Source organism: Micromonospora sp. NPDC049359 (genome assembly GCF_044466585.1).
Taxonomy (GTDB): domain Bacteria; phylum Actinomycetota; class Actinomycetes; order Mycobacteriales; family Micromonosporaceae; genus Micromonospora.
Genome location: NZ_JBITMW010000013.1, coordinates 169,695 through 194,801, shown reverse-complemented (window position 1 = coordinate 194,801; position 25,107 = coordinate 169,695). Strand labels below are relative to the sequence as shown.

General features: G+C 71.6%; 22 protein-coding genes. 9 read left to right on the top strand and 13 right to left on the bottom strand.

Annotated elements, in window-relative coordinates; genetic code table 11:
* Window positions 1–94: 94 nt before the first annotated feature.
* The 3 genes from ACIBTX_RS26960 to ACIBTX_RS26950 form a co-directional block, all read right to left on the bottom strand.
* Window positions 95–2,926, bottom strand: coding sequence for a PQQ-dependent sugar dehydrogenase (locus tag ACIBTX_RS26960; RefSeq protein ID WP_357398168.1), 2,832 nt, complete (start codon window positions 2,924–2,926; stop codon window positions 95–97).
* Between the two features lie 87 nt (window positions 2,927–3,013).
* Window positions 3,014–4,297, bottom strand: a complete 1,284-nt coding sequence (locus tag ACIBTX_RS26955; protein ID WP_396833152.1) for a ThuA domain-containing protein — start codon at window positions 4,295–4,297, stop codon at window positions 3,014–3,016.
* A 345-nt stretch (window positions 4,298–4,642) separates the two neighbouring features.
* A complete protein-coding gene (locus ACIBTX_RS26950) occupies window positions 4,643–5,386 on the bottom strand; it encodes a methyltransferase domain-containing protein (RefSeq protein ID WP_363661358.1) in 744 nt (247 codons plus the stop codon).
* A 104-nt stretch (window positions 5,387–5,490) separates the two neighbouring features.
* Here ACIBTX_RS26950 and mug point away from each other — a divergent pair, with 104 nt between their 5' ends.
* Window positions 5,491–6,084 (top strand): G/U mismatch-specific DNA glycosylase, encoded by a 594-nt coding sequence (gene mug / locus ACIBTX_RS26945; RefSeq protein ID WP_357119308.1) that lies wholly within the window; start codon window positions 5,491–5,493, stop codon window positions 6,082–6,084.
* Here mug and ACIBTX_RS26940 read toward each other — a convergent pair.
* Both ACIBTX_RS26940 and ACIBTX_RS26935 read right to left on the bottom strand, forming a co-directional pair.
* Window positions 6,057–6,557, bottom strand: coding sequence for an SRPBCC family protein (locus ACIBTX_RS26940; protein WP_357119305.1), 501 nt, complete (start codon window positions 6,555–6,557; stop codon window positions 6,057–6,059). The two genes, mug and ACIBTX_RS26940, sit on opposite strands and share 28 nt — an antisense overlap.
* Window positions 6,554–6,916: an ArsR/SmtB family transcription factor gene (locus tag ACIBTX_RS26935; protein ID WP_396833151.1), complete on the bottom strand. Its 363-nt coding sequence runs from the start codon at window positions 6,914–6,916 to the stop codon at window positions 6,554–6,556. The genes ACIBTX_RS26940 and ACIBTX_RS26935 overlap by 4 nt, the downstream gene beginning before the upstream one ends.
* A gap of 88 nt (window positions 6,917–7,004) precedes the next feature.
* On the opposite strand from ACIBTX_RS26935, the gene ACIBTX_RS26930 reads away from it, so the two are divergent.
* Complete coding sequence (locus tag ACIBTX_RS26930; protein ID WP_396833150.1) at window positions 7,005–8,105, top strand: calcium:proton antiporter; 1,101 nt, start codon at window positions 7,005–7,007, stop codon at window positions 8,103–8,105.
* 71 nt (window positions 8,106–8,176) lie between these two features.
* Here ACIBTX_RS26930 and ACIBTX_RS26925 read toward each other — a convergent pair whose 3' ends face one another.
* From ACIBTX_RS26925 to ACIBTX_RS26915, 3 genes are all read right to left on the bottom strand, one after another.
* Window positions 8,177–9,430 (bottom strand): RNA polymerase sigma factor, encoded by a 1,254-nt coding sequence (locus tag ACIBTX_RS26925; protein ID WP_396833149.1) that lies wholly within the window; start codon window positions 9,428–9,430, stop codon window positions 8,177–8,179.
* A gap of 4 nt (window positions 9,431–9,434) precedes the next feature.
* Window positions 9,435–9,827, bottom strand: coding sequence for a YciI family protein (locus tag ACIBTX_RS26920; RefSeq protein WP_357119296.1), 393 nt, complete (start codon window positions 9,825–9,827; stop codon window positions 9,435–9,437).
* 200 nt (window positions 9,828–10,027) lie between these two features.
* Entirely contained in the window at window positions 10,028–10,393 is a 366-nt protein-coding gene (locus ACIBTX_RS26915; RefSeq protein ID WP_357119293.1) for a hypothetical protein, read from the bottom strand.
* Window positions 10,394–10,731: 338 nt separating this feature from the next.
* On the opposite strand from ACIBTX_RS26915, the gene ACIBTX_RS26910 reads away from it, so the two are divergent.
* Window positions 10,732–11,475, top strand: coding sequence for a neutral zinc metallopeptidase (locus tag ACIBTX_RS26910; protein WP_396833148.1), 744 nt, complete (start codon window positions 10,732–10,734; stop codon window positions 11,473–11,475).
* Window positions 11,476–11,561: 86 nt separating this feature from the next.
* Window positions 11,562–12,248: an HAD family phosphatase gene (locus ACIBTX_RS26905; protein WP_363661363.1), complete on the top strand. Its 687-nt coding sequence runs from the start codon at window positions 11,562–11,564 to the stop codon at window positions 12,246–12,248.
* Between the two features lie 69 nt (window positions 12,249–12,317).
* Here ACIBTX_RS26905 and ACIBTX_RS26900 read toward each other — a convergent pair whose 3' ends face one another.
* From ACIBTX_RS26900 to ACIBTX_RS26885, 4 genes are all read right to left on the bottom strand, one after another.
* Entirely contained in the window at window positions 12,318–14,873 is a 2,556-nt protein-coding gene (locus tag ACIBTX_RS26900) for an FtsX-like permease family protein (protein WP_357119289.1), read from the bottom strand.
* A complete protein-coding gene (locus tag ACIBTX_RS26895) occupies window positions 14,873–15,640 on the bottom strand; it encodes an ABC transporter ATP-binding protein (RefSeq protein ID WP_357119286.1) in 768 nt (255 codons plus the stop codon). Before ACIBTX_RS26895 ends, ACIBTX_RS26900 begins: the two co-directional genes overlap by 1 nt.
* Window positions 15,641–15,970: 330 nt before the next feature.
* Window positions 15,971–16,657 (bottom strand): response regulator transcription factor, encoded by a 687-nt coding sequence (locus ACIBTX_RS26890; RefSeq protein WP_355053013.1) that lies wholly within the window; start codon window positions 16,655–16,657, stop codon window positions 15,971–15,973.
* A 235-nt stretch (window positions 16,658–16,892) separates the two neighbouring features.
* Window positions 16,893–17,807 carry a RecB family exonuclease gene (locus ACIBTX_RS26885; protein ID WP_357119283.1) on the bottom strand — a complete coding sequence of 305 codons (915 nt, stop codon included), beginning with the start codon at window positions 17,805–17,807 and terminating at the stop codon, window positions 16,893–16,895.
* Between the two features lie 173 nt (window positions 17,808–17,980).
* Between ACIBTX_RS26885 and ACIBTX_RS26880 the strand changes: the two genes are divergently transcribed.
* The 3 genes from ACIBTX_RS26880 to ACIBTX_RS26870 are packed head-to-tail and all read left to right on the top strand — an operon-like array spanning window position 17,981 to window position 20,638.
* Complete coding sequence (locus ACIBTX_RS26880; RefSeq protein ID WP_396833161.1) at window positions 17,981–19,039, top strand: M50 family metallopeptidase; 1,059 nt, start codon at window positions 17,981–17,983, stop codon at window positions 19,037–19,039.
* A complete protein-coding gene (locus ACIBTX_RS26875; protein ID WP_396833147.1) occupies window positions 19,036–20,037 on the top strand; it encodes a tRNA (adenine-N1)-methyltransferase in 1,002 nt (333 codons plus the stop codon). Before ACIBTX_RS26880 ends, ACIBTX_RS26875 begins: the two co-directional genes overlap by 4 nt.
* Before the next feature lie 28 nt (window positions 20,038–20,065).
* Complete coding sequence (locus ACIBTX_RS26870) at window positions 20,066–20,638, top strand: hypothetical protein (protein WP_007459901.1); 573 nt, start codon at window positions 20,066–20,068, stop codon at window positions 20,636–20,638.
* A gap of 47 nt (window positions 20,639–20,685) precedes the next feature.
* On the opposite strand, the gene ACIBTX_RS26865 is transcribed toward ACIBTX_RS26870, so the two are convergent.
* The gene (locus tag ACIBTX_RS26865) at window positions 20,686–20,979 is read right to left on the bottom strand and encodes a ferredoxin (protein ID WP_357119276.1); all 294 of its coding nucleotides are present in this window, start codon (window positions 20,977–20,979) and stop codon (window positions 20,686–20,688) included.
* A gap of 179 nt (window positions 20,980–21,158) precedes the next feature.
* Between ACIBTX_RS26865 and arc the strand changes: the two genes are divergently transcribed.
* Window positions 21,159–22,943 carry a proteasome ATPase gene (gene arc, locus ACIBTX_RS26860; protein ID WP_396833146.1) on the top strand — a complete coding sequence of 595 codons (1,785 nt, stop codon included), beginning with the start codon at window positions 21,159–21,161 and terminating at the stop codon, window positions 22,941–22,943.
* Window positions 22,944–23,073: 130 nt separating this feature from the next.
* Window positions 23,074–25,041 (top strand): hypothetical protein, encoded by a 1,968-nt coding sequence (locus ACIBTX_RS26855; protein WP_357170272.1) that lies wholly within the window; start codon window positions 23,074–23,076, stop codon window positions 25,039–25,041.
* Window positions 25,042–25,107 lie beyond the last annotated feature (66 nt).

Genomic DNA, 25,107 nt, shown 5'->3' with positions numbered 1-25,107 from the left:
GCCCTATGGGGCCCGCCGGGGGGGGGGGGGGGGGGGGGGGGGGGGGGGGGGGGGGCCCCGGCCCGCCCCCCCCCGGGGCGGCCCCCACCACGTGTCAGCCGGTGGTCAGGTAGAACTTCTCCCAGGCCCCGGCGGTCGTGCGGTTGGCGATCAGAGACCCGGCCCCGGAGTTCTCCGCGCACACGAACTGGTTGTTGATCGTGGCACGCAGACTGACCGTCCCGTCCGAGTTGTTGACGATCTGGAAGGTCTGCGCCGCCCCGATCGACGTGCCGGTGGCGACCAACGGTGCGGTAGTGCTCGTGGCCGAGACGTAGAGCCCGTTGGAGCGCGACTTCAGGGCGATGTTGCCGTTGCCGGCGTCCACCCGGTCGAACTGCTCGGTGCTGCCGACGCTGGCCTTGTTGGCGATCAACGCGGTGGTGCCGACCGCCGACACGTACTGGTTGTTGATCTGCGCCCGCAGGGTGGTCACCGGCGTGCTGCCACCGGTGCCGGTGGTGAAGGTGAACGCGTCCACGTCGAACAGGTAGCCCGACCCGCCCTTGAACACCAGGTACAGGGTGGTCGACGCGCTGGGCGGGTTGCTGATCGTGCCGGACACCTCGGTGAAGGTCTCCCAGTTGCCGGTCACCGGCACCGTGACGGTGCCCAGCAGGGTGCCGGTTGCCGACCCGGTCCGCACCTCGATCGTGCCGCCGGCCCCGGCCGACGACGCCCGCACGGTGATGCGGTTCGCGCCGGTCAGGTTGTACGGCGTGTACGAGATCCAGTCGTTGTTCTCGATGAACCCGGCCGTGCGGCCACCCTCGGCGCTGGTGTGATCGGTGGCCTGGACGCCCGACTGGCCGCCGAAGTGCTCACCCTGGCGGTGCTTCGGTTGCAGCGTCCGGATGCTGTGCGTGGTGAGCCCACCGTTGTCGGTGTAGGCGGCGTCGAAGACCCCGTAGATGTTCGCCGCGGAGTCGTGCTCGCCGTCCGTCGGGACGGTGATCGAGCCGCTGCACCCGTTCTTCGAGGTGATCTGGTGGGCGTGACTGTCGTGGCCCAGCGCGTACGTCAGGCTCACCTTGGAACAGTCGATGGTGCCGTCCTGCGGGTCGCTCACGCTGATCTGGTACGAGATGGTGTCACCGAAGTTGAACAGCTGCCCGTCGGCGGGCGAGGTGAGCGTCACCGTCGGCGCGGTGTTGCCCACGGTGACGACCAGGCTCGCCGTACCGGTCAGCCCGGTCGGGTCGGTGACCTTCAACGTGGGGGAGTACGTGCCGTTGGTGGTGTACGTCTTGGTGGGGTTCGCCGCCGTCGACGTGGTGCCGTCCCCGAACGTCCACAGGTAGCTCAGCGCCCCACCCTCGGGGTCGGAGCTGCCCGCCGAGGAGAAGTTCACCGTCAACGGGTTGGCCCCGGAGGTCGGGTTCGCCGAGGCGACCGCGATGGGGTTGCGGTTGCCGCCGCCGATGTACTCGATCCGGAACAGCGCCTGGTTGTTCGAGCCGGTGCCGTAGTCCAGCACGTACAGCGCGCCGTCCGGGCCGAAGGCCATGTCCATGACCTGCGTGCCGGACCACGGGAAGCTGGAGATCTCTCCCCGCGAGCCGTCGGCGTTGATGGCGATGGGCTTGATCCAGCGGCGACCGTACTCACCGGCGAAGAACAGGCCGTTCAGCGACTGCGGGAACTTGACGCTGGAGTTGAGCGAGGCGTCGTACCGGTACACCGGTCCGGCCATCGGCGACTCGGAGCCGCTGCCGAACTCCGACGGGGAGCCGGAGTCGCCGGCGTACTTGATCCAGGCCGGCTTCGCCGCGGGCAGGGTCTGCAGGCCGGTGTTGCGGAACGAGTTGTTGGTCGGCCCACCCGTGCAGTTGTACTTCGACTGCGACGGCCCGGACGGGAAGGTGTATTCGTTGTATGTTTCGTTGCTGGTGTTGCTGCCGGTGCAGTACGGCCAGCCGTAGTTGCCGGGGGCGGTGATCCGGTTGAACTCGACCTGACCCTGCGGGCCCCGGCTCGAGTTGGTGCTTCCCGCGTCCGGGCCGTAGTCGCCGACGTAGACGACGCCGGTCGCCTTGTCCACGCTCATCCGGAACGGGTTGCGCATACCCATCGCGTAGATCTCGGGACGGGTGTTGGCCGTGCCGGGCGCGAACAGGTTGCCCGACGGGATGGTGTACGTCCCGTCCGCCTGCGGCGTGATCCGCAGCACCTTGCCCCGCAGGTCGTTCGTGTTGCCGGCGGAGCGCTGGGCGTCGAACTGCGGGTTGCGGTTGGTCCGCTCGTCCAGCGGCGCGTAGCCCGACGACTCGAACGGGTTGGTGTCGTCACCGGTGGTCAGGTACAGGTTGCCGGCGGCGTCGAAGTCCAGGTCACCGCCGACGTGGCAGCACTGCCCACGGTCGTTGGCGACCTGGAGCACGATCTTCTCGCTGCTCAGGTTGAGCGTGTCGTCGCTGTTGAGGGTGAACCGGGACAGCCGCAGGTGCCCCTTCCACCGGTCCCAGTCGGACTGCGAGCCGGTGGTGGGCGCGTCCCCGGACGGGGTGCTCAGCGTGGGCGAGTAGTACAGGTAGATCCACCGGTTGGTGGCGAAGCCGGGGTCGACGGCGACGCCCTGCAACCCCTCCTCGTCGTGGGTGTAGACCGACAGGGTGCCGGAGGTCTTGGTGTTGCCGGCCACGTCGGTCACCCGCAGGACGCCGTTGCGGGCGGTGTGCAGCACCGAGCGGTTGGGCAGGACGGCCAGCGACATGGCCTCGCCCAGCTCGGCGGAGCCGGTGGCGAGTTTGATCTGTTGGTAGTCACTGGCGGGAATCACCACCGCCTGCGCGGCGGGGGAGTTGGCGGCCACGGCCAGGGTCACACTCGCGACGGTGGTGACCGCCGCGACGAGTGCCCGGGACCAGCGCCGGGATTTCGAAAGCATGATCGTCCTTCCTCGACGACCAGGGCCGGGGCGTGCTGGGGCGCACCACGACCAGGTGTGGGTGGCGGGGTGTGGGTCGTGGTGCGGTCAGTTGGTGGTGACGAGGTCGAACTTCTCCCACTGACCGATGGAGGTCCGGTTGGCGATCAGCGGGGAGGAGCCTCCGTTGTCGGCGGCCACGTACCGGCTGTTCACCGTGGCCCGCAGGCTCACCGTGCCGTCGGAGTTGCGGATCAGCTGGAACGTCTCCCACGCGCCGGCGGTGGCCCGGTTGGCGATCAGCGCGGAGGCCCCGGCGTTCTCCGCCGCGACGAACTGCCCGTTGCTCTTGGCCTTCAGCGCGACGTTGCCGTTGGCGAGGTTGACCAGTTCGAACCGCTCACTGGTGCCGACGGACGTCTTGTTGGCGATCAGCGGGGTGCTGGCGTTGGCCGCGCTGACGTACTGGTTGTTGGCGCGGGCCCGCAGGGTCGAACCGGCGACGGCGGGCGGCGGGGTGGTCGGCGGAGCCGTCGTGGGCGGCGCGGTGGTCGGCGGCGGGGTGGTCGGCGGCGCGGTGGTCGGCGGGGCCGTGGTCGGCGGCGGGGTGGTCGGGTTCGTCCCCGGCGAGCAGTTGGCGCTCACCGAACCAGCGGCGACCTGCAGGCCACCGAGCAGCATCCGGGTGAAGTTCGGGTCGGTGTACGACGCCTCGGTGTGCCCGAGACCCGTGTACCAGGCCCGTCCGCCGCCGTACGCCTTGCACCAGGTGATCGGGTGGTCGCCGTTCATGTTGCCGCCGCTGTAGGACGACTCGTCGAGGCTGGCGAGGATCCGTGCGGTGGACCGGGGGTTGGTGCGGTAGTTGTACCACTCGTCGGAGCGGACCCAGGTGGCGCCGAGGTGCGCGGTCGAGGGGTTGCTCCGGTCCTCGATCTTCACGGTCGCGGTCTGGATCGCCGGGTGCGAGTCGAACCACGCCCCGACCAACTGCCCGTACCACGGCCAGCTGTACTCGGTGTCCGCGGCCGCGTGCACGCCGACGTATCCGCCGCCAGCGGCGATGTACTGCTCGAAGGCGGTCTGCTGGCTGGAGTTGAGCACATCGCCGGTCGTCGACATGAAGACCACCGCCTGGTACTGGGCCAGGTTGGAGGTGGTGAACTGGTTGGCGTCCTCGGTGGCGGTCACGCTGAAGCCGTTGGCAGCGCCGAGCTGCTGGATGGCCGCGATGCCGTTGGGGATGGCCGAGTGCCGGAAGCCGGCGGTCTTGCTGAACACCAGGACCTTGGTCAGTGGTGCCGCCGAGGCGGTGGTCGGCAGCGCGACCAGACCGGCCATCATCACGGCCAGGCCGGTGACGAGGGCCAACAGGCGGGGACGGGAACGCATGGTGATGCTCCTTAGCTGAGCGTCGACCCCGCACGGCGCGCGTGGGCGCGTCAGGGGCCATGGTGGCGGTGATGCGGAAGCCGGGCCGCCGATGCTCGGCTGAGGTGATGTGGAGCGGTGGTGATGTGGAGCGGTGGTGATGGTGCCGTGTTGCGGTACACGAGCCAGCCGACGACTCCAACCGGCCAGTGTGGACGGACGGATAGTATCGACTGGTGTCGTTGAGGCAGTAAACCTCCGATGTCTGCGCCCGTCAACCCCACGTGCTGCGGCCTGGGACGCGCGCACGAGCCCGGCATTCGCCGGACGCGACGTACGCCAGGGCGGTGACCTTGGGCAGAGGTGTCAGCGACCGAGGACCAGGTACGCGAGGCCGAGTACGCCGCGGTAGCCGCCCACGTACTCGCGCAGCCGGTCGTCGAGCTCGGTGCGGACCTGGGCCGCGCGGGGGTCCTCGGGATAGGTCAACAGCCACTCTTGTCGGCCCGCGAGCCAGCTGGACTCGAAGTCGTCCCACTCCCGCTGGTCGGCGGTACTCAGATGCAGCAGCCGCCAGCCTCGCTCACGGGCGGCCTCGACGAGGCCCGCGAGGTCGGTGACGTCCGCACCGAAGATCTCCGCGACCTCCGCGCTGGGATCACGCTGCCAGTACCCCTCGCCGAGCAGCAGCCGCCCACCGGGGCGGACCACGGTGGCGAGGGCGTCGAGGGCCGCTCCGGTGCCCCCGAAGGCGTGCGCCGAGCCGACGCACAGAACCCGGTCGGCCGGCTCCTGCCAGGCGGCGGCCTCGCCCTCCACGAAGGCGACGTGCCGGTTCAGCGATCTCTCGGTGGCGAGCCTGCGGCCCCGGGCGAGGACCGCCTCGTCGGTGTCGACGCCCACGCCCCTCGTCGCGACCGGACCGGCCACACCGCCGGCGGCGACAGCGCGCAGCAGCAGTTCGCCCCACCCGCAGCCCAGGTCCAACACACGCGCGCCGGGGCGGACGTGGAGGCGGCGCAGCAGCAGGGCCGCGTGCTCCTCCGACAGGGGCGTGTTCCAGCGCATCCGCGCGTAACGGCTGGCGGCCAGGTGGTCGGTGGATTGCATCGGCTCAGGGTGTCAAAGCATGACCATCGGCGCGCACCGGGTCCGTGCGTCGCCGTCGTCGGCAAGCGGGGACGGGCGTCGGCGCGTACGGCAGGATCGGTGTCATGGACGCGGACGTGTCACCGCCGTGGCGGCCGCCGACCCGCCACGAGGTCGCGGCGGCGGCCGGTCGCGGCCTGGTGGATGTCATCGGCCCTGGCCTGCGGGTGCTGTTCTGTGGGTTCAACCCGGGGCTCTACTCGGCGGCGGTGGGGGAGCACTTCGCCCGGCGGGGCAGCCGCTTCTGGCCGGCCCTGCACGGCGCGGGCTTCACCGACCGGGAACTGCGCCCGTGGGAGCGCGCCGAACTGCTCCGGCAGGGGCTGGGCCTCACCAGCCTCAGCAACCGGGCCACGGCCCGGGCCGACGAGCTGACCGCCGCCGAGCTGGTCGCCGGGGTGACCGGGCTGGCGGTCAAGGTCGAGCGGCACCGGCCGCGGTGGGTGGCGGTGCTCGGCGTGACCGCGTACCGGATCGCGTTCGTCCGGCCGAAGGCCGCGCTGGGCCCGCAGCCGGATCGGATGGGCCCGGCCCGGGTCTGGGTGCTGCCCAACCCCAGCGGCCTGAACGCCCACTTCCCGCTGCCGGCGCTGACGGCCGAGTTCGCCCGACTGCGGCGGGAGGTCGACCCTCAGACCCCGTCGGCCAGCGCCTCGTAGTAGGACCGCATCGCCGGGTGGTACTCGTCGAACTCCGGTCGGGGCGTGCCGTCCCGCGAGGCGACCAGCATGTCGAGGTAGTACTCCCAGCCGGCGCCCACCTCGGCGACGCCGTCGAGGCTGCGCAGGTGCTGGGTGAAGCGCAGCTCGGTCGTGCCGTCGGTCTCGGTCAGCGCGAATCCCAGCAGCCAGTCGCCGTGATCGTCGACCATCGACACGGCCAGGCGACGAGGCGGTTCGCACTCCTCGACGCGTACGTCGCACCAGGGCTGCTGCTCCTCGTACGCCATCTGGACGCGGATGGTGTTGCCGGGCCGGGCGTCGCCCTCCCACGGGCCGAACCAGCGGGCGGTGCGCTCCGGGTCCGTCAGGCTCGCCCACACGTCCGCCGCCGGGGCGCGGAAGGTGCGGGTGAGGACGAGGTCGTGGCCGGTGGCGGTGCGGAACAGGCGGCCAGCGGGGGTCCGGGTCATGCGGTGTGCTCCGTTCGATGGGCGGCCGGGCCGCGGGTGCGGCGTTCCCGGCGGGTCCGATAGACCTCGGTCTCGAGGGCGTCGAGGCGCTGCTCCCACTCCTCCGGCGCGGCGAGCCCGCCGAGCCAGTCGACGAGCGGGGCGAGCGGGGCGGGATCGAGGCGGTAGATCCTGGTGCGGCCGACCAGCTCGTCGCGGACCAGCCTGCTCTCGCGGAGCACCCGCAGATGGCGGCTGACCGCCGGGCGGCTGATGGCGAACCGTTGGGCGATCTCGCCAGCGGTCAGCGGCGCGTCACGCAGCATGCTCAGGATGCGCCGCCGTACCGGGTCCGCGATCGCCGCGGCCACCTCGTCCACGCCGGAAGCGTAACCTATGGGTTACGGATTACGCCACGAGGCGCATCGATGGTGGGCACATGATCATGTGACCTGGCACTCTTGACGCATGCCAGCCCAGCTTCGATCCCGCCTGCTCGATTGGACCGTCGCCGTACCCGTGCTCGCGGTGCTGGTGTTGCTCGTGACGTGGGGGCGAGATCTCCCCGGCCCGGTCGTCGTGGTGGTCGCCGCGCTACTGGGCGGCGCGGTGCTCGCGGCCGTGCACCACGCCGAGGTGGTGGCACACCGGGTGGGGGAGCCGTACGGCTCGCTGGTGCTCGCCGTCGCGGTCACCGTCATCGAGGTGGCCCTCATCGTCACCCTGATGATCAGCGGCCCGGAGAAGACCCAGTCGCTCGCCCGCGACACCGTCTTCGCCGCCGTCATGATCACGTGTAACGGCATCCTGGGCCTGTCCCTGCTGCTCGGGGCGCTGCGCCGGCGGGTGGCCGTGTTCAACCCCGAGGGCACCGGCGGAGCCCTGGCGACCGTGATCACCCTGGCCACGCTGAGCCTGGTCATCCCGACCTTCACCACCGCCCGGCCCGGCCCGGAGTTCAGCCCGGCCCAGCTCACCTTCGCCGCCGTCGCCTCGCTCGCGCTGTACGGGCTGTTCGTGCTGGTGCAGACCGGCCGGCACCGCGACTACTTCCTGCCGGTCGACGCCGAGGGTCGGGTCATCGACGCGGAGGAGCACGCCAAGCCGCCCACCACCCGTGCGGCGCTGGTCAGCCTCGCCCTGCTGTTGGTCGCGCTGGTCGCGGTGGTCGGCGACGCCAAGACCGTCTCACCGACCATCGAGGCCGGCGTGGCGGCCGCCAACCTGCCGCACGCGTTCGTCGGCGTGATCATCGCCCTGCTGGTGCTGCTGCCGGAGACCCTCGCCGCCGCCCGCGCCGCCCGCCGCGACCGCGTACAGATCAGTCTCAACCTCGCCCTCGGCTCCGCGATGGCCAGCATCGGTCTGACCATTCCGGTCATCGCCATCGCCTCGATCTGGCTGGACGGCCCGCTGCTGCTCGGCCTCGGCGGCACCCAGCTCGCGCTGCTGGCCCTCACCGCGGTGACGGCGGTGCTGACCGTCGTACCGGGGCGGGCCAACGTGTTGCAGGGCGGCGTCCACCTCGTGTTGCTGGCCGCGTTCGTCTTCCTCGCCGCCAGCCCCTGACGCCACCGTCCGCCCGGCCCGCCTCGGCTGTGGGCGTTCGGCTGGGGTCGACGCCCGGCCGGGTCGCTACCTCAGCCGGCGGGCGGCGGGTCGTCGCCCAGCCGGTCCGCGCGGGCGTTGAGGTAGCGCTGCTGCGCCAGGTTCGTCGAGCGTGCGGCCGCCTTCCGGTACGCCTCGCGCGCCGCGGCCCGCTCACCGGTCAGTTCCCACAGGTGGGCGCGGGCGGCCGGCAGCCGCGGATCGTCGGCCAACCGGGCGTCGCCGTCCAGGTGGGCGAGCAGCGCCAGGCCGGCCCGAGCCCCCCGGCTCATCGCCATCGCGACGGCGTGGTTGAGCGACACCACCGGGTTGTCGGACAGGCCCAGCAGCACCTCGTAGAGGGCGGTGATCTGTGCCCAGTCGGTGGCCGCCGCGCTCGGCGCCTCGTCGTGCACGGCCGCGATGGCCGCCTGGAGCTGGTACGGCCCGACGGGCCCGCGCGGCAGCGCCTCGGCGACCAACGCGACGCCCTCGGCGATCTGGTCGGCCCGCCACCGGGCGCGGTCCTGTTCGGCCATCGGCACCAACTCGCCGTGTGGACCGATCCGCGCCGGCGCGCGGGCGTCGGTGAGCAGCATCAACGCGAGCAGTCCCGTGACCTCGGGGTCGTCGGGCAGCAGCCTTCGCACCAACCGCGTCAGTCGGATCGCCTCGGCGGTCAGGTCGGCGCGCAGCAGCCCCGGCCCGGCGGTACGCGCGTACCCCTCGGTGAACACCAGGTAGAGCACGTGCAGTACCGCGGCGACCCGATCGGCGCGCTCGGTTGCCGTCGGTGGGGCGAACCGGAGGCCGCTGTCGCGGATCCGCTGCTTTCCCCGGCTGATCCGCCGGGTCATGGTCGCCTCCGGCACCAGGAACGCGCGGGCCACCTCCGCGGTGCTCAACCCGCCGACCGCGCGCAGCGTCAGCGCGATCTGCGACGCCGGGGTGAGCGCCGGATGGCAGCACAGGAACAACAGGATGAGCGTGTCGTCGGCGTCCTGGAGTCGGTCGGCTGCCGGCGCGAGACACTGCTCCGGCAGCATCCACCGGGCCGCCCTCTCCTCCCGCCGCGCCCGCGCCTGGTCGCGCCGGAGCAGGTCGGTGAGCCGCCGGGACGCGACGGTGATCAACCACGCCCGGGGACTGTCCGGTACGCCGTCGCGCGGCCAGGTGTCCGCCGCCGCGATCAACGACTCCTGCACCGCGTCCTCGGCCGTGTCGAAGTGCCCGAAGCGCCGGACGAGCGCGCCGAGGACCTGCGGCGCCAACTCGCGCAGCAGGTCCTCGGCGGGTGTCTCGGGCACGTGCTCAGCCGGCCAGGTCCTCGACGCCCTCGAGCACCGGCCGCACGTCCACGTACGCCCCCGGGGTGTCCGGGTCGACCAGGCCGGCGGCGATCTCGGTGGCCCGGTCGAAGCTGACGCACTCCACGACCGTGTAACCCGCCAGGACCTCCTGCGTCTCCGCGTACGGGCCGTCGGTGACCACGGGCGTCCCGCCCTGCGCCCGTACGCGACGGGCGTGCACGGGCTCGCTCAGGCCCCGCGCGTCGACGAGTTCCCCGGATTCGGCGAGCGCCTGGTGGAACGTCTCCATGTGCTGGTGCATGGCCGCCACCTGCTCAGCCGACATGGCCGGCCGGTCGGAGGGCCGGCCCGACAACGCGTCGTAGTCCCGCTGCGACCCGTAAAGCATGATCATGTATTTCATGGTGGCCTTCCTGTTCCCGGTGCCGCCCCGGCACCGCTCACCAGAAACGTCGAACCCAACCCCACCCCCCGGACATCCCCGCCCCTCCAGCCCGCCCCCGCTTTCGCCCCGTTGATCATGAAGTTATTGCCATCGATGTCGGCGTGTCGGCGCGATAACTTCATGATCAACGGCGGTAGGTGGGTGGGGGGTTATTGACCGTAGGAGAGGCGGAGGCGGTTGTTGATCAGGTAGTTGAGGCGGTGGCGGAGGTAGCCGAGGGTGCTCTCGCTGGGCAGGTCCGGGTCGGGGGTGGTCAGGGTCCAGCGCACCGCGCAGTCACCGCCGGGATGCCCGGGTGAGATGTCGAAACGGATCTCGTCCAGTGGCCGGTGCGGCCACAGCGACGACCACACCAGCAGCACCGGCGCGTACCCCGCCACCACCCGTGGCGGCACCTCGTCGTCGCGCAACTCCAGCCAGGGCCGACTGCCGGCCTCGTACGGGTCCCGCAGCGACCGCCACACGACATGCGCCGGGGCCGGTTGGCTTCGTCGACGGCTGCCGAGCACGTGCACGTCGCCCTCCCGACCGGACGGCCACCTCCGCCCCGGCCCATTCTGGCCCCCCGACCCCGACCCCCACCAGGTGAACCGTCCCCACCCACCCCCACCCGATGGGCCCGGTGATCAAGAGGTTCGCGTCACGACACGCCGGACGGGCTGACGCAAACTTCTTGATCACCGGGGGGAGGGGGCGGGGGTCCGGGGGAGGGGGAGGGGGTCCGGGGGAGGGGGAGGGGTTCTGCGCGGGGTGTGAACCTTCCGGGGTGGTTGTGCGTGAATCCGGTGACGGGCGTGGTGGTCGTACCGTCGGGGTATGGCGTGGTGCGGGCGCCGAGGTCTGGGGAGGCACAGTGGGGGCATGGTCGGGACGCGTCGCGCGGGGACCTCTCGTGGGCCTGGTGGTCGTCGCGCTGGTGTCGCTCGCCTGCGCGGGAGGTGGCCTGGCCGAGCCGGAGGGTGAACGTCCAGGGGCGAACCCGCCGGCCGCCTCGCCGGAGCCGAACACCACCCGCGCCGACAGCACCACCACCGTGGCCGAGTTCAAACAGGACGTCGCCGACGCGCAGGCTATCGCGGAGCGCTACTGGGCGGCCCAGTTCAAGGCGTCCGGGCAGCGCTTCACGCCCATCCGGCGGGTCACCCCGTACCAGCGGGCCGGTGAGGTCTCCTGCGGCGGTCAGCCACTGCCGCGCAACAACGCGGTCTACTGCTCGCAGGGCGACTTCATCGCGTACGACGTGGCCTGGTCGGTGGCGGCGTTCCGCGAGGTCGGTGACGCGTTCGTGTTCTACCTGCTCGGTCACGAGTACGCCCACGGCATCCAGGTGCGCCTGGGCATCAACTACAGCTTCACCATCCAGCAGGAGTTGCAGGCCGACTGCATGGCCGGGGCGTACCTCGGCGACTCGGTGCGCGCCGGCGACCTGAAACTCGCGGACGGCGACCTGGACGAGTTTCGCGAGGGCGTGGCGGCGGTCGGCGACGACCCGGACCAGCCGTGGTTCGCCGAGGGCGCGCACGGCACCGCCGAGCAGCGTACCGACAGGTTCTTCCGTGGCTACGAACGCTCGCTGAAGGAGTGCGACCTGAGCTGAGCGGGGTTGCCCCGGTCACCCTCGGAGCCGTTGCCGCCACCGGCGGCGGACCCGGCTGGCAGGATCGCCGGTGTCGGTCACGACCCCTGGAGGATCCGCTGAGCAGCCAACACCCCGCCGCCGTTCTCTTCGACATGGACGGCACGCTGGTCGACAGCGAGAAGCTGTGGGACGTCGCGTTGCAGGAGCTGGCCCGCGAGTACGGTGGGGAGCTGTCCGCCGATGCCCGCCGGTCGATCATCGGCACGGCCATGGCCGAGTCGATGCGCATCCTGCACGACGACCTGGGCCAACCCGAGCGCGATCCGGAGATCAGCGCGGCGTGGATCAACGCCCGGATCCTGGAGCTGTTCCGTACCGGTCTGCCCTGGCGGCCGGGCGCGTTCGAGCTGCTGCACGCGGTCCGCGCGGCGGGAGTCCCCACCGCCCTGGTCACCTCCAGCCCCCGGGCGCTGGTCGAGGTCGCCCTGGACACCCTCGGGCGGGACACCTTCGACGTGGTGGTCGCGGGTGACGAGGTGGTGGCGGCCAAGCCGCACCCCGAGCCGTACCTGACCGCCGCCCGGCTGTTGGGCGCGCCGATCGAGCGGTGCGTGGCGATCGAGGACTCACCGACCGGGGTGGCCAGCGCGCTCGCCTCCGGGGCGGCCGTGCTGGCCGTACCCGCCGAGGTGGCGTTGCCCCCCATCCCCGCCGTACACCAGGTGCGAAGCCTGGTCGGCGTGGACCTGGCGGCGCTGGCGGCGCTGCTGACCGACCGCGCCGCGGCCTGAAGGAAAGCCGCGGCCGGAAAGAACGAGGGGGCCCCGCGGTGCGGGACCCCCTCGTTGTCGTACCTGGCGTCAGTCGTGGGCGATCGCGCCCAGGACGTTGATCCGGGCCGCCCGCACGGCGGGGAGCACCGCGGCCACCACCCCGATGATCGCGGCGAGACCGAGGAAGACGACCATCTGCCCCCAGGGGAGGTTCAGGTCGGTGATGCCCTCGTCCTTGAGCGCCTCGACCACCGCGGCGCCGAGGCCGGTGCCGACCGCCACGCCCAGCAGCGCACCGAACACGGAGATCACCACCGCCTCCACGGTGATCATGCCCATCGTCTGGCCGCGCCGCAGGCCGATCGCCCGCAGCAGACCCAGCTCCCGGGTCCGTTCCAGCACCGACAGCGCCAGGGTGTTGATGATGCCGAGCCCGGCGATGATAATGGCCAGCGCCAACAGAATCTTGATCATCGTGAGCAGCCCGTCGAGCGAACTCGTCTGCTGCTTGATGAACGCGTCCCGGTCGGCCACCGACACCTCGGGGCTGTCCGCGAGCAGCGTCTCCACCCGCGGTTGCACGTCAGCCACCCGGGCCCCCGGCGCGAGCTGGATGAAGCCCTGGATGGGCTGCGGGATCGCGAAGTCCTTCGCCGCCGTCGCCGGCAACGTCACCGGGTTGGTCAGCTGCGACGACTCGTAGATGCCGCTGATCGTGTACGTGCGGGCCTCGCCCCGGGTCAGCTGCACGCTGACGGTCGAGCCGACCGACCATCCCCGGGACTTGGCGGTGTCGGAGCTGGCGAGCATCTGCGTCGGCGAGAGCCGGTCGATGTCACCCGCGGCGGCCTTCGCGCCGAAGATCTGCCGCAGTGACGCGATGTCGCTGCTCGCCGCCACCCACGTGCTCTCGCCGTCGATGCGCCCCATGTCGCCGTACTCGCCGTCGACCATCCGCACGCCGGGCAGCGCCTTCGCCTGGTCCAGCACGCTCGGGTCGAAGCTCGGCGGACGCGGGCCGCCCTGCTGACCGGCGATCACCAGCTCGGCCTTGATGGTGTCCTGGGCGAGCGCGCTGATGCTGCTCTTGGCCGAGTCCAGGATCACCGTGATGCCGGTGACCAGCGCGATGCCGACCATCAGCGCGGCGGCCGTGATGGCCGTGCGGCGCGGGTTGCGCCCGGAGTTGAGCCGGCCCAGCTTGCCCGGCACCGACCAGGAGAAGATCGCGCCGAGCAGGTTCACCACCGGCCGGCTGATCAGTGGAGTCAGCAGCGCCACACCGATGAAGGCGAACAGCACGCCGCCGAGGATGGTGGCGAGCGTCTGGCCGCCCGCGTTGCCGCTGAGCCCCAGGAACAGCAGCACCGCGCCGATGCCGGTGACCACCGACCCGGCCACGGTGATCTTGGTCAACGACCGGTCCGGCGTGGCCACGTCCTGCATGGCGGCGATCGGCGGGATCCGGGAGGCCCGCAGCGCCGGCAGCAGCGCCGCCACCACGGTGATCACCAGGCCGACGCCGAACGACCCGATCACGGCCGCCGCCGGCACGCCGATCCCGGCCAGGGTCAGCCCACCGGCCAGCTTGCCGAACAGGAACGCCAGCAGCGCGCCCACCCCGATGCCGGCGGCGAGACCGAGCACCGACGCGAGCAGACCGACCGCGATGGCCTCCAGCACCACCGAGCCGATGATCTGGCGGCTGCTCGCCCCGATGGCGCGCATCAGCGCCAACTCCCGGGTGCGCTGCGCCACGATGATCGAGAAGGTGTTGAGGATCAGGAACGTGGCGACCAGCAGCGCCACCGCGGCGAAGCCCAGCAGGATCTTGTTGAAGAACGACAGGCCCTCCTTCAGGCTCGCCGCGGCGTCCTCGGCCAGTTGCTCGCCGGTCTTCACGTCGAAGTCCGCACCAAGGGTGCGGGCCATGTCGTCGCGCAGCGCCTCGTCGGAGACCCCGCCGGCGGTGCGGACGGTGACGCTGCTGAAGGTGTCCGGCTCGCCCAGCATCAGCCGCTGCGCCACCGGGGTGGTGAAGAAGACTTCGTTGACGCCGCCGATCGAGTCCCGGTCACCGCTGTAACCGGCGATGCCGACGAGGGTGAAGTCCCGCTTCTTCGACTCGAACGCGGTCAGCACGCCGACCTTCTCGCCGACGCGCACCTTCGCGGTCGTGGCCAGCGACTTGTTGATCACGATCTCGTCGTCGGCCTGCGGAGCGCGGCCCTCGCGCAGTTGCAGCAGGTCGCTCTCGCCGACCCAGTTCTCACCGAGCTGCGGCGGACCGAACGACGTGACGACCTTGCCGTTGCTGCCGATCACCCGTGCGCCGTCGGCGTTGACGACACCGGTCGCGGAGGCCACCCCCGGCACCTGCTTGACCCGGTCGACCACGGCGGCCGGCAGCGGAGCGGAGGTCTGCTCGCCCTCCAACTCGCTGACCTCGATCTTCGGCTTCGCCGCGACGTTCACGTCGATCTCGGAGAAGCCGTCGGCGAACACCGAGTCGAAGGAGCGACCCAGCGTGTCGGTCAGCACGAACGCGCCCGAGACGAACATGACCCCGAGCACCACCGCCAGCGCGGACAGGATCAGCCGGACCTTGCGGGCCAGCAGACTCTTGAGTGTCGCCCGGAACATCAGTTGCCCACCTCGGCCGGCGTGTCCAGCTTCTTCATGGTGTCCAGCACGGTGTCGGCGGTCGGCTCGATCAGTTCCGACACGATCTGACCGTCGGCCAGGAAGACCACCCGGTCGGCGTACGCGGCGGCGGTCGGGTCGTGGGTGACCATCACGATGGTCTGACCGTGCTCGCGCACCGAGTCGCGCAGGAAGCCGAGCACCTCCGCGCCGGAGCGCGAGTCCAGGTTGCCGGTCGGCTCGTCCGCGAAGATCACCTCGGGGCGGGCGACCAGCGCCCGCGCGCACGCCACCCGCTGCTGCTGACCGCCGGAGAGCTGCGCCGGCCGGTGGTCCAGCCGGTCCTGCAGGCCCACCGTCTTGATCACCGTGTCGTACCAGGCCTGGTCGGGCTTGCGCCCGGCGATCGACATCGGCAGCAGGATGTTCTCCTTGGCGGTGAGCGTCGGCAGCAGGTTGAACTGCTGGAAGATGAAGCCCACCTTCTCCCGGCGCAGCTTCGTCAGCCCCGAGTCGCCCAGCCCGGTGACCGTCGTCTCACCGATCGACACCGTCCCCCGGGTGACCGAGTCCAGACCGGCGAGGCAGTGCATCAGCGTGGACTTGCCGGAACCCGACGGCCCCATGATCGCGGTAAAGCGGCCACGTTCGAACTCCGCGCTTACCCCCCGCAGCGCGATGACCTGGGCCTCGCCGCTGCCGTACACCTTCCACACGTCGTTCGCCCGGGCCGCGGCCTGCGCCTGCCGGCCTACCGTCGCGGTCACGTCATCTACCTCTTCCGTCTGTCCGAATCCCACGCCGCCCCCCGATGGTCCGGCGCGACCGTTCAATCATCGGCGCTGCGAGCGCCCGTCCCGTCCGCCCCTGGGGGGACGCGCAGCGGATTTCCCGCTGCGGGTGCACCCCCATGCCGCATCAGGGTTGCCCCTGACCCGACGGCCGATCGACCGGTTTTGCACACTTCCCCCGCACGTCACAGGAGGGTCAACCGCGCGACGCCGCCTCCGGTCACGGTAGGTGACGACGGCAAGCCGGGCCGTCCCTCCCCGGGGGGATCTTCGGGTACGCCGGGTGAGGTAGTCGCCGCGTGGCGACTACGCCCGTGGGCGGACCAGACCCGACTCGTACGCCAGCACGACGGCCTGCACGCGGTCGCGCAGCCGCAGCTTGGTCAGCAGGTGCCCGACGTGGGTCTTGACGGTCGTCTCGCTGACCGACAACACCGCCGCGATCTCGGCGTTGGACAGTCCTCGGGCCACCTGCACCAGCACCTCACGTTCCCGGTCGGTGAGCGCGTTGAGGGCCGCCGACGGCGTCGCCGCCGGGTCGGGCAACAGGTCGGCGAAGCGGTCGAGCAGTCGCCGCAGGATCCGTGGCGCGACCACCGCGTCCCCGCCGGCCACCGTGCGGATCGCCGCGATCAGCTCCTCGGCGGGTACGTCCTTGGCCAGGAATCCGCTCGCGCCCGCGCGCAGCGCCCCCACCACGTACTCGTCGAGGTCGAACGTCGTCAGCACCAGCACCCGCACCGGCAGGCGGGAGTCGACGATGGCCCGGGTCGCCGCCACCCCGTCCATCCGGGGCATCCGGATGTCCATCAGCACGACGTCGGGCAGGAGCCGTCGGGACAGCTCCACGGCCTCCACGCCGTCACCGGCCTCCGCCACCACGTCCAGGTCGCCCTCGGCGCCCAGCACCATCCGGAAGCCCGTGCGCAGCAGCGGCTGGTCGTCGGCGAGCAGGATCCGTACCGGCCGCGCCGGGGCCACCCGATCGCTCATCTCGTCTCCCGTCCCCGCTCCACCGGCCTGTGCGTCGCGGACCACGGTAGAGGTCGGCCGGGCGCCCTGTCCCGACCCGGACCGCACCGCTCCGGTCGGGCGGTGCCGGGGCTGGGCCCTCCTGACGCCGTCGATCTTGCACTTTCTGGGGGGATAAACGGTGCGAATCCGATGAAGTCGCCATCCGAAAGTGCAAGATCGGCGGGGCGGGGCGGGGTGCGGGTGGGCGGTGGGGTTACTCGTCGGCGCCGGGGGGTGTGGGGGTGGTGCGGGCGTCGCGGAGGGGGTCGGCGGTTGTCGCCGTTACGGGGAACGGGGGTGGGGTGCCGCCGAACGTCGGGCACAGCGCCTGGTGACTGCACCAGTCGCACAGCTTGCTCGGCCGGGGTCGGAAGTCCTGCCGGGCGGTGGCCTGCTCGATCGCCCGCCACAGCGCCACCACGGTGCGCTCGAAGCGGAGCAGCTCGTCGGCGTCGGGCGTGTAGTCCAACACCTCGGCGTCGCGCAGGTAGAGCAGGCGCAGCACCCGGGGCACCACCCCACGGGTGCGCCACAGCACCAACGCGTAGAACTTCAGTTGGAACAGCGCCCGCGCCTCGAACGCCTCCCGGGGCGCGCCGCCGGTCTTGTAGTCGACCACCCGCAGCGCGCCGTCCGGGGCCACGTCGAGCCGGTCGAGGTAGCCCCGGATCAGCAGCTCCTCGTCGACGACCGCCGAGATCAGGCTCTCGCGCTCGGCCGGTTCCAGGCGGGTCGGATCCTCCACCGCGAAGTAGCCCTCGAGCAGCCCCGCCGCGGAGCGCAGGAACTCCACCGGACCGGCCGGCTCGGCATCGTCGAAGATCGCGGCCAGCTCCGGCTGCTCGGTGACCAGTCGGTCCCACTGGGGGGCCACCAGGTCACCGGCCGCGGCCGGTGTGCGGCTCGACGCGGGCAGGTCGAACAGCCGCTCCAGCACCGCGTGCACCAGCGTGCCCCGGGCCTGCTCTAGGGTCGTCCGCTCGGGCAACCGGTCGATGCTGCGGAACCGGTAGAGCAGCGGGCAGGTCTTGAAATCCGCCGCCCGCGACGGCGACAGCGAGGCCCGCACCGTCGGCGGCGTCTGCGCCGGGGGAGAGGACTGGGGGGTGGTGACCGGTTCCGCCGTCATGTGCGCAAAGGTTAGGGCACCGGTGTGACACCGCCCGCCGCCCGCCCCGCAGGTGACCGGTCCGTAGCATCGGTGCGATGGAGCAGACCTCCCGGCCGCCGCGCCGGTCCGACCGGCGACCCGGTCTGAGCGTGGGCCGGGTGTTCGGGGTGCCCCTGCACCTCAACGCGTCGATGCTCCTGCTCGCCGTGCTGGTCGCCGTGCTCTACGCCGAGTTCGCCCGCCGACAACTGGACCTGCCGCAGATCAGCGGCTACCTCATCGGCTTCGGATTCGTGGTCTCCCTGCTCGGCTCGGTGCTGCTGCACGAGCTGGGCCACGCGCTCACCGCCCGCCGCTACGGCATCGGTGTGCGGGGAATCACCCTCGAACTGCTCGGCGGGTACACCGAGATGGAGCGGGACGCCCCGACGCCCCGGATCGACCTGCTGGTCTCGCTGGCCGGCCCGGCGGTCTCCGCGGTGCTCGGCGCCCTCGCGGTCGCCGCCACCCTCGCCCTGCCGGCGGGCACCGTCGGCCACCAGCTCGCCTTCCAGCTCGCGCTGAGCAACGTCATCGTCGCGGTGTTCAACATCCTGCCCGGGCTGCCGCTGGACGGCGGCCGGGCGCTACGCGCCGCCGTGTGGGGTCTCACCCGCGACCGGCACCGTGGCACCGAGGTCGCCGGCTGGGCCGGCCGGGTCGTCGCCGTCGGCACCGCCGCGCTGGTCGGGTTACTGACCGCCACCGACCACCTGGCCCCGGTGGCGCTGCCGCTGATGCTGCTGGTCGCCGTCACCCTCTGGCGCGGCGCCGGGCAGTCGATCCGCGCCGCGCGGGTCAGTCGACGGTTCCCGCTGATCGACCTGGCTCAACTGGCTCGGCCGATCTGGCCGGTGACCACCGGCACGCCGCTGGCCGAGGCCCAGCGCCGCCGCGCCGAGGGCGGGCAGCCCGCCGCCGCGCTGCTGGTCACCGACTCCACCGGCCGCCCGGTGGCGTTGGTCGACCCGGCCGCCGCCGCGGCCGTACCCGTCGAGCGTCGCGCCTGGCTGGCGGTGGACTCCGTCGCCCGGCCGCTCACCGCGCTCCCCACCCTGACGCTGGGACTCGACGGCGAACGGGTGATGGAGGCCGTGCAGACCCACCCGGGCGCGCAGTACGTGGTGACGTCAGGCGAAGATGTCGTCGGCATTCTGCACATCGGGGACCTGGCACAGCTCCTCGAACCCAACCGGAAGATGACACCGTGACCGCAACTCCCTCCACCGTCGCAGCCGACGACGCCCCCCGGACGCTGACACCCGTGCACCGAGGCCCGTTCCGGCCCGGCGACCGGGTGCAGCTGACCGACCCCAAGGGGCGGATGCACACCGTCACGCTGGAGCACGGCAAGGAGTTCCACACCCACCGCGGCATCCTGGCGCACGACGCGCTGATCGGGCTGCCCGACGGCAGCGTGGTGACCACCTCCGGCGGCGGCACCGCGTTCCTGGCGCTGCGTCCGCTGCTGTCTGACTACGTGCTCTCGATGCCGCGCGGCGCCCAGGTGATCTACCCGAAGGACTCGGCGCAGATCGTCGCGATGGGCGACATCTTCCCCGGCGCCAAGGTCCTCGAGGCCGGCGCCGGCTCCGGCGCGCTGAGTTGCTCCCTGCTGCGCGCCGTCGGCACCGAGGGCGAGCTGCACTCGTTCGAGGTACGCGACGACTTCGCCCAGATCGCCAAGCGCAACGTCGAGGCGTTCTTCAACGGGCCGCACCCGTCGTGGCACCTGCACGTCGGCGACGTCGCGCAGTGCCAGGAGACCGGCTTCGACCGGATCATCCTGGACATGCTCACCCCCTGGGAGACCCTCGACATGGTCGAGCGGGCGTTGGTGCCCGGCGGCGTGTTTATCGGTTACGTGGCCACCACCCCGCAGCTCTCCGAGCTGGTCGAGGCGCTGCGTGAGCGCGGCGGCTGGACCGAGCCGCGCGCCTGGGAGTCGCTGGTGCGCGACTGGCACGCCGAGGGCCTCGCCGTCCGCCCCGACCACCGGATGATCGCGCACACGGCGTTCCTGGTCTCGGCGCGCAAGCTCGCCCCGGGCGTCACCGCGCCGCCGCGTCGCCGCAAACCCAGCAAGGGCACCGAGGCGTACGTGCAGCGCCGCGAGGACCTGCGCGCGGCCGAGGCGGCCCGCCAGGCAGCCGCCGCCCAGGCCGCCGACGGGCAGCCCGACGCGACGGGGGAGATGGACAGGCCGTGACCATCGGTGAGCGGGGGGAGGCGGCCCGATGAGCCGACCGGGTTACGGCGGCGGCGACCTGCCCGCCGTGTTTCCGGACTGGTCGCCCTACCAGGACCTGGAGTCGGCGGCGCGCGCCTATCTGCGGGACCCGGACGTCGCGCTGGAAGCGCTCGGCGGGGTGCTGCGCGGCGCCTCGGTGCTCGGCTTCACCCTGGAACGCTTCGTCAACGAGGTCAACGGGGTGTGGCAGGAGGTCGTCGTCTGCGACGGCAGCCGGCTGATCCTCTGGCACGGCGAGGACGTGCCGCCGGGGGAGGGGCCGCCCGGTTCGATGACGTCGTCGCTGCGGGTGGTGCCCGTCTCCACGGTCACCGAGGTGGGCTGCCGGCGGCGACTGAACCGCTCCGACAGCGGCGAGATCCGGGTCGACAGCATCGACGTCTACCTGCTGCTCACCTCGCTGGACGAGGCGCCGCCGAGCGAGGAGATGGCCGGTACGCCCCGGCACGACGCGCTGCGGTTCGGCAAGACCCTCGACGACGGTGGGGCCGGGCAGATCGCCCGACTGGAGGAGTTCGCACGGCTGGTCGCCTCGGTGGTCGGCCGCCCGATGCTCTGAGGCGTACCCCGTTGGGGCCGGCGTCGCGCGGACCGCGCGGCGTCGGTTCAGTCGTCCTCGGCGTCCGGGCCGGCGACCTCGACGCCGTCGCCGCGCACCACGTGGATGCAGTCGCCCGGGCACTCCTTCGCGGAGTCGATCACTTCGAGTCGCAGGTGCTCGGGCACGTCGACCCGGCTGCCCGGGGCCAACCTCAGCTCACCGTCGGCGCCCTTGACGTACGCCAGGCCGTCGATGTCGAACTCGAACACCTCTGGCGCGTACTGCACGCAAAGCCCATCGCCCGTGCAGAGATCCTGGTCCACCCAGACCTGCAACTGGTCGGTCGCGACCTCGGCCACCGGTGCACCCCCCATGTTCTCCCGTACCAGCCTCCGACGGTACCCGAACGCCGTTAACGACCCCGCAGACCACCCCTTGGCGATCAAGGTTCAGTGACGAGGGTGTTGCGTGGGACCGAATCGGGCTCATAGCGGCTAGTGTTAGCTCAGAACGTTCAAGCCCCCCGGGGAGGTGGGACGTGGCAGCACGCAGCGACGACGCGGACTCGCGCGCCGCACGGTGGGAGAAGGAAGCCCACGATCTCTCCACGCAGGTCGCGTTCCTTCAGGAGGAACTCGCCCTGGTGCGGCGCAAGTTGACCGAAAGCCCCCGACACGTCCGGCAGCTCGAAGAGCGGCTGGCGGCCACCCAGGCACAGTTGGCGCGGCTGACCGAGAACAACGACCGGCTGGTGAGCACCCTCAAGGAAGCTCGCACGCAGATCGTCACGCTCAAGGAGGAGATCGACCGGCTCGCACAGCCGCCAAGTGGCTACGGAGTCTTCCTGGCCAAGCACGACGACGGCACCGTGGACGTGTTCACCGGCGGCCGCAAACTGCGGGTCGCCGTCTCGCCCTCGCTGGACGTGGCCGAGCTGCGGCGCGGCCAGGAGGTCCTGCTCAACGACGCGCTCAACATCGTCGACGCGTTCGGGTACGAGCGGGTCGGCGAGGTGGTGATGCTCAAGGAGATCCTGGAGGGGCCGAACGGCGGTCCGGGCGACCGGGCGCTGGTGGTCTCCCACTCCGACGAGGAGCGCATCGTGCACCTCGCCGAGACGCTCATCGGCTCGGCGATCCGGGCCGGCGACTCGCTCATGATCGAGCCCCGCTCGGCGTACGCGTACGAGCGGATTCCGAAGAGCGAGGTCGAGGAGCTGGTCCTGGAGGAGGTGCCGGACGTCGACTACTCCGACATCGGTGGCCTCCAGTCCCAGATCGAGCAGATCCGCGACGCGGTGGAGCTGCCGTTCCTGCACGCGGACCTGTTCCGTGAGCACCAGCTCCGCCCGCCCAAGGGCATCCTGCTCTATGGACCGCCCGGCTGCGGCAAGACGCTGATCGCCAAGGCGGTGGCCAACTCCCTGGCCAAGAAGATCGCCGAGCGGCAGGGCAAGGAGAAGCACACCAGCTTCTTCCTGAACATCAAGGGCCCGGAGCTGCTCAACAAGTACGTCGGCGAGACCGAGCGGCACATTCGGCTGATCTTCCAGCGGGCTCGGGAGAAGGCCGGTGAGGGCACCCCGGTGATCGTGTTCTTCGACGAGATGGACTCGATCTTCCGGACCCGTGGCTCCGGCGTCTCGTCCGACGTGGAGAACACCATCGTCCCGCAGCTGCTCAGCGAGATCGACGGCGTGGAGGGGCTGGAGAACGTCATCGTCATCGGCGCCTCCAACCGGGAAGACATGATCGACCCGGCGATCCTGCGCCCGGGCCGGCTCGACGTGAAGATCAAGATTGAGCGACCGGACGCCGAGGCGGCCAAGGACATCTTCTCCAAGTACATCCTCTCCGGGCTGCCACTGCACCCGGACGACCTCGCCGAATACGGCACCGACGCGCAGGCCACGGTGGCCGCGATGATCGACGCCGTCGTTCTGCGGATGTACTCGGAGACCGAGGAGAACCGCTTCCTCGAGGTCACCTACGCCAACGGTGACAAGGAAGTCCTCTACTTCAAGGACTTCAACTCCGGCGCGATGATCCAGAACATCGTCGACCGGAGCAAGAAGATGGCCATCAAGGAATTCCTCACCTCCGGTCGCAAGGGCCTACGCCTGCAGCACCTCCTCGACGCCTGCGTCGACGAGTTCCGCGAGAACGAGGACCTGCCCAACACCACCAACCCCGACGACTGGGCCCGCATCTCCGGCAAGAAGGGCGAACGGATCGTCTACATCCGTACGCTCGTCTCCGGCGGCAAGGGCACCGAGGCCGGCCGGTCCATCGAGACCGCCAGCAACACCGGCCAGTACCTGTAGGTAGGCGCTGACACCAGCGGGGCCCGAGACGCGACGCGTCCCGGGCCCCGCTCGTCACACCGGCCCACGCCCGCCCACCCGAACCGGTACGCTGTGGCGCTTCCAACCCTGCGAAACGTCGAGGATCCGCGTGCCGTCCGAACTCACCGTCACCGACCCGCCGGCACGCCCTGCGGTCGACCAGCGGACCCCGCCCCCCGCCCGCCCGTACCGCGCGCTGCTCGTCGCGCTGGCGGTCGCCTGGCTGGTACCCGCGGTGGCGTACCCCCTGCACCTGGCCTGGCTGCTGCCCCCGCTGGTGCTGCTGGCCACGGCCAGCCTGCTCCGCGGCGGCCGCACCCTGCTCGACCGGCTCGTGCTCGCCATGCTGCTGCTCGTCGGCGTCACCACCGCCGCCGGGCTGCTCTTCACCCTCTGGCCCTGGGGGCTGCACCCCGTCGCGGTCAGCGGTACCGCGCTCACCGTCCTCGCCCTCATCGCCGCGGCGACCGGCCGACGCCCCACCCTGCCCCGGCCCGGCTGGACCGACCTGCTGCCCGTCGTCGCCACCGTCGCCATCGTCGGCTATTTCGCGTCGCCCTGGCTGCGGGCCGGCCGCCTCGCCGGCCGTCTCAGCCTGCTCGCCCTGGGCGAGGACAACTTCCGCCACGTCGCCCTCGTCGACGCCATCGGACGGCTCGGCGGGTACGTCTTCCTCGACCCCGCCGCCGCCCGCGAGGACATCGTCTCCCTGCTCGTCCGCTACCCGCAGGGCTGGCACCTCAACGCCGCCGTGCTCGACGCGCACCTGCGCTCCGCCACCGGCACCCCGAGCGGCGCGAGCAGCCTCAGCCACTACGGGTGGTGGTGTCTCGCCACCTTCGGCCTGCTCGCGCTCACCCTCTTCTGGGCCGCCCAACGGCTTCCCGGCCCCCTGCACCCGCTGCACCGGGTCGTCCTGACCGTCGTCGTGGGCGCCCTCGTCCTCGGCAGCCAGCTGCCCCGGCTGCTGATCGCCGGCTACCCCAGCGAGGCGCTGGGGCTCGCGCTCGCCGTCGCGGTGACCGCACTCGTCGTACGCCCGCTCGCCGGCAACCGGGAACAACTCGTTCTGCTCGGCGCCCTGCTCATCGGTATCGGCTTCACCTACTACCTGTTCCTCCCCCCGGCCGGGCTGCTGGTGCTCGGTTGGCTGATCGCGCACCGCCGGGAGTTGCTCCGCATCCGCCGGACCGTGCTCGCCGTCGGCCTGGTCACCGCCCTGCTCGCGCCGCTGCCCATGCTGCTGGGGATCTTCGCCGCAGGCCAGACCGAGGCCCTCGACGCCAAGGCCGGCCCGGAAATCGCCGAGGCGTGGCGGGCGCTGCTCGGCCTCACCCCGATCGTCCTGATCGGCCTCGTGATCCAGGCCCGCCGCGCCGACCGGGCCTGGCGCCGACACCTCGCCGCCATCGCGGTAGCCGTCGCCTTCGCCCTCGCCATCGCCCTGGCCAACGTCCTCACCGGCATCCAGCCCGCCTACTACTTCATGAAGGGCGTGCACCTCGCCACCGTCGGCCTGTTCGTCGGCGTCGCCGCCCTCGTCGTGCTGCTGCCCGTCCCGTCCGGCGGCGCGGTCCGCCGCCGTGCCCGCGGCGCCGCCGTCTCCGCCCTTGCCGCCGCCCTGGCCGTGCTCACCGTGGTGGTCCTCTGCGGGCTCACCGGCTGGCGGCACAGCCTGCTCGTGGTCGACAAGCAGAACTGGGCGCAGAGCTGGATCGACCACGACGTCGACAACCCGGTGCGGTTCGCCCAGGTGTGCGCCGCGGCCTACCGCCGCTACCCCGAGCAGCCGGGCACCGTCACCGTGGTGCTCGACCGGACCGGCTACCGCGGTTACGTCGAGTCGATCTGTCTCTCCGCCCTGCAGGGCACCAGCGGGCGGACCGAAAAGGCGATCTATGTGCCGACGTTGTTCGAGGAGCCCGAGCGCACCCGGATGATGCTGCGTACGACCCGAGGCCCACTCCGTCTGCTGATCAGCGACCCGGTCGCGCAACGACGCGTCGACAAGCTGCTGACCAAGTACCCGGATCTTCGCGGCCGGGTCACCACCGTTCCAATGACCATCAAGTACTGAACGCGGCGGGCGGGACGCGGGGCGACACCCGTGACCCGCCCGCACCGGCGCGCCCCCGACCCCGAA

Excerpts from the sequence above, each read along its gene's own strand:
- ACIBTX_RS26930 (WP_396833150.1), top strand. The coding sequence starts at position 7,005 with ATGCCAGCCCAGCTTCGATCCCGCCTGCTCGATTGGACCGTCGCCGTA.
- ACIBTX_RS26885 (WP_357119283.1), bottom strand. The coding sequence starts at position 17,807 with ATGACGGCGGAACCGGTCACCACCCCCCAGTCCTCTCCCCCGGCGCAG.
- ACIBTX_RS26900 (WP_357119289.1), bottom strand. The coding sequence starts at position 14,873 with ATGTTCCGGGCGACACTCAAGAGTCTGCTGGCCCGCAAGGTCCGGCTG.
- ACIBTX_RS26950 (WP_363661358.1), bottom strand. The coding sequence starts at position 5,386 with ATGCAATCCACCGACCACCTGGCCGCCAGCCGTTACGCGCGGATGCGC.
- ACIBTX_RS26880 (WP_396833161.1), top strand. The coding sequence starts at position 17,981 with ATGCTCCTGCTCGCCGTGCTGGTCGCCGTGCTCTACGCCGAGTTCGCC.
- ACIBTX_RS26955 (WP_396833152.1), bottom strand. The coding sequence starts at position 4,297 with ATGCGTTCCCGTCCCCGCCTGTTGGCCCTCGTCACCGGCCTGGCCGTG.
- mug (WP_357119308.1), top strand. The coding sequence starts at position 5,491 with ATGGACGCGGACGTGTCACCGCCGTGGCGGCCGCCGACCCGCCACGAG.
- ACIBTX_RS26940 (WP_357119305.1), bottom strand. The coding sequence starts at position 6,557 with ATGACCCGGACCCCCGCTGGCCGCCTGTTCCGCACCGCCACCGGCCAC.
- ACIBTX_RS26870 (WP_007459901.1), top strand. The coding sequence starts at position 20,066 with ATGAGCCGACCGGGTTACGGCGGCGGCGACCTGCCCGCCGTGTTTCCG.
- ACIBTX_RS26920 (WP_357119296.1), bottom strand. The coding sequence starts at position 9,827 with ATGATCATGCTTTACGGGTCGCAGCGGGACTACGACGCGTTGTCGGGC.
- ACIBTX_RS26890 (WP_355053013.1), bottom strand. The coding sequence starts at position 16,657 with ATGAGCGATCGGGTGGCCCCGGCGCGGCCGGTACGGATCCTGCTCGCC.
- ACIBTX_RS26960 (WP_357398168.1), bottom strand. The coding sequence starts at position 2,926 with ATGCTTTCGAAATCCCGGCGCTGGTCCCGGGCACTCGTCGCGGCGGTC.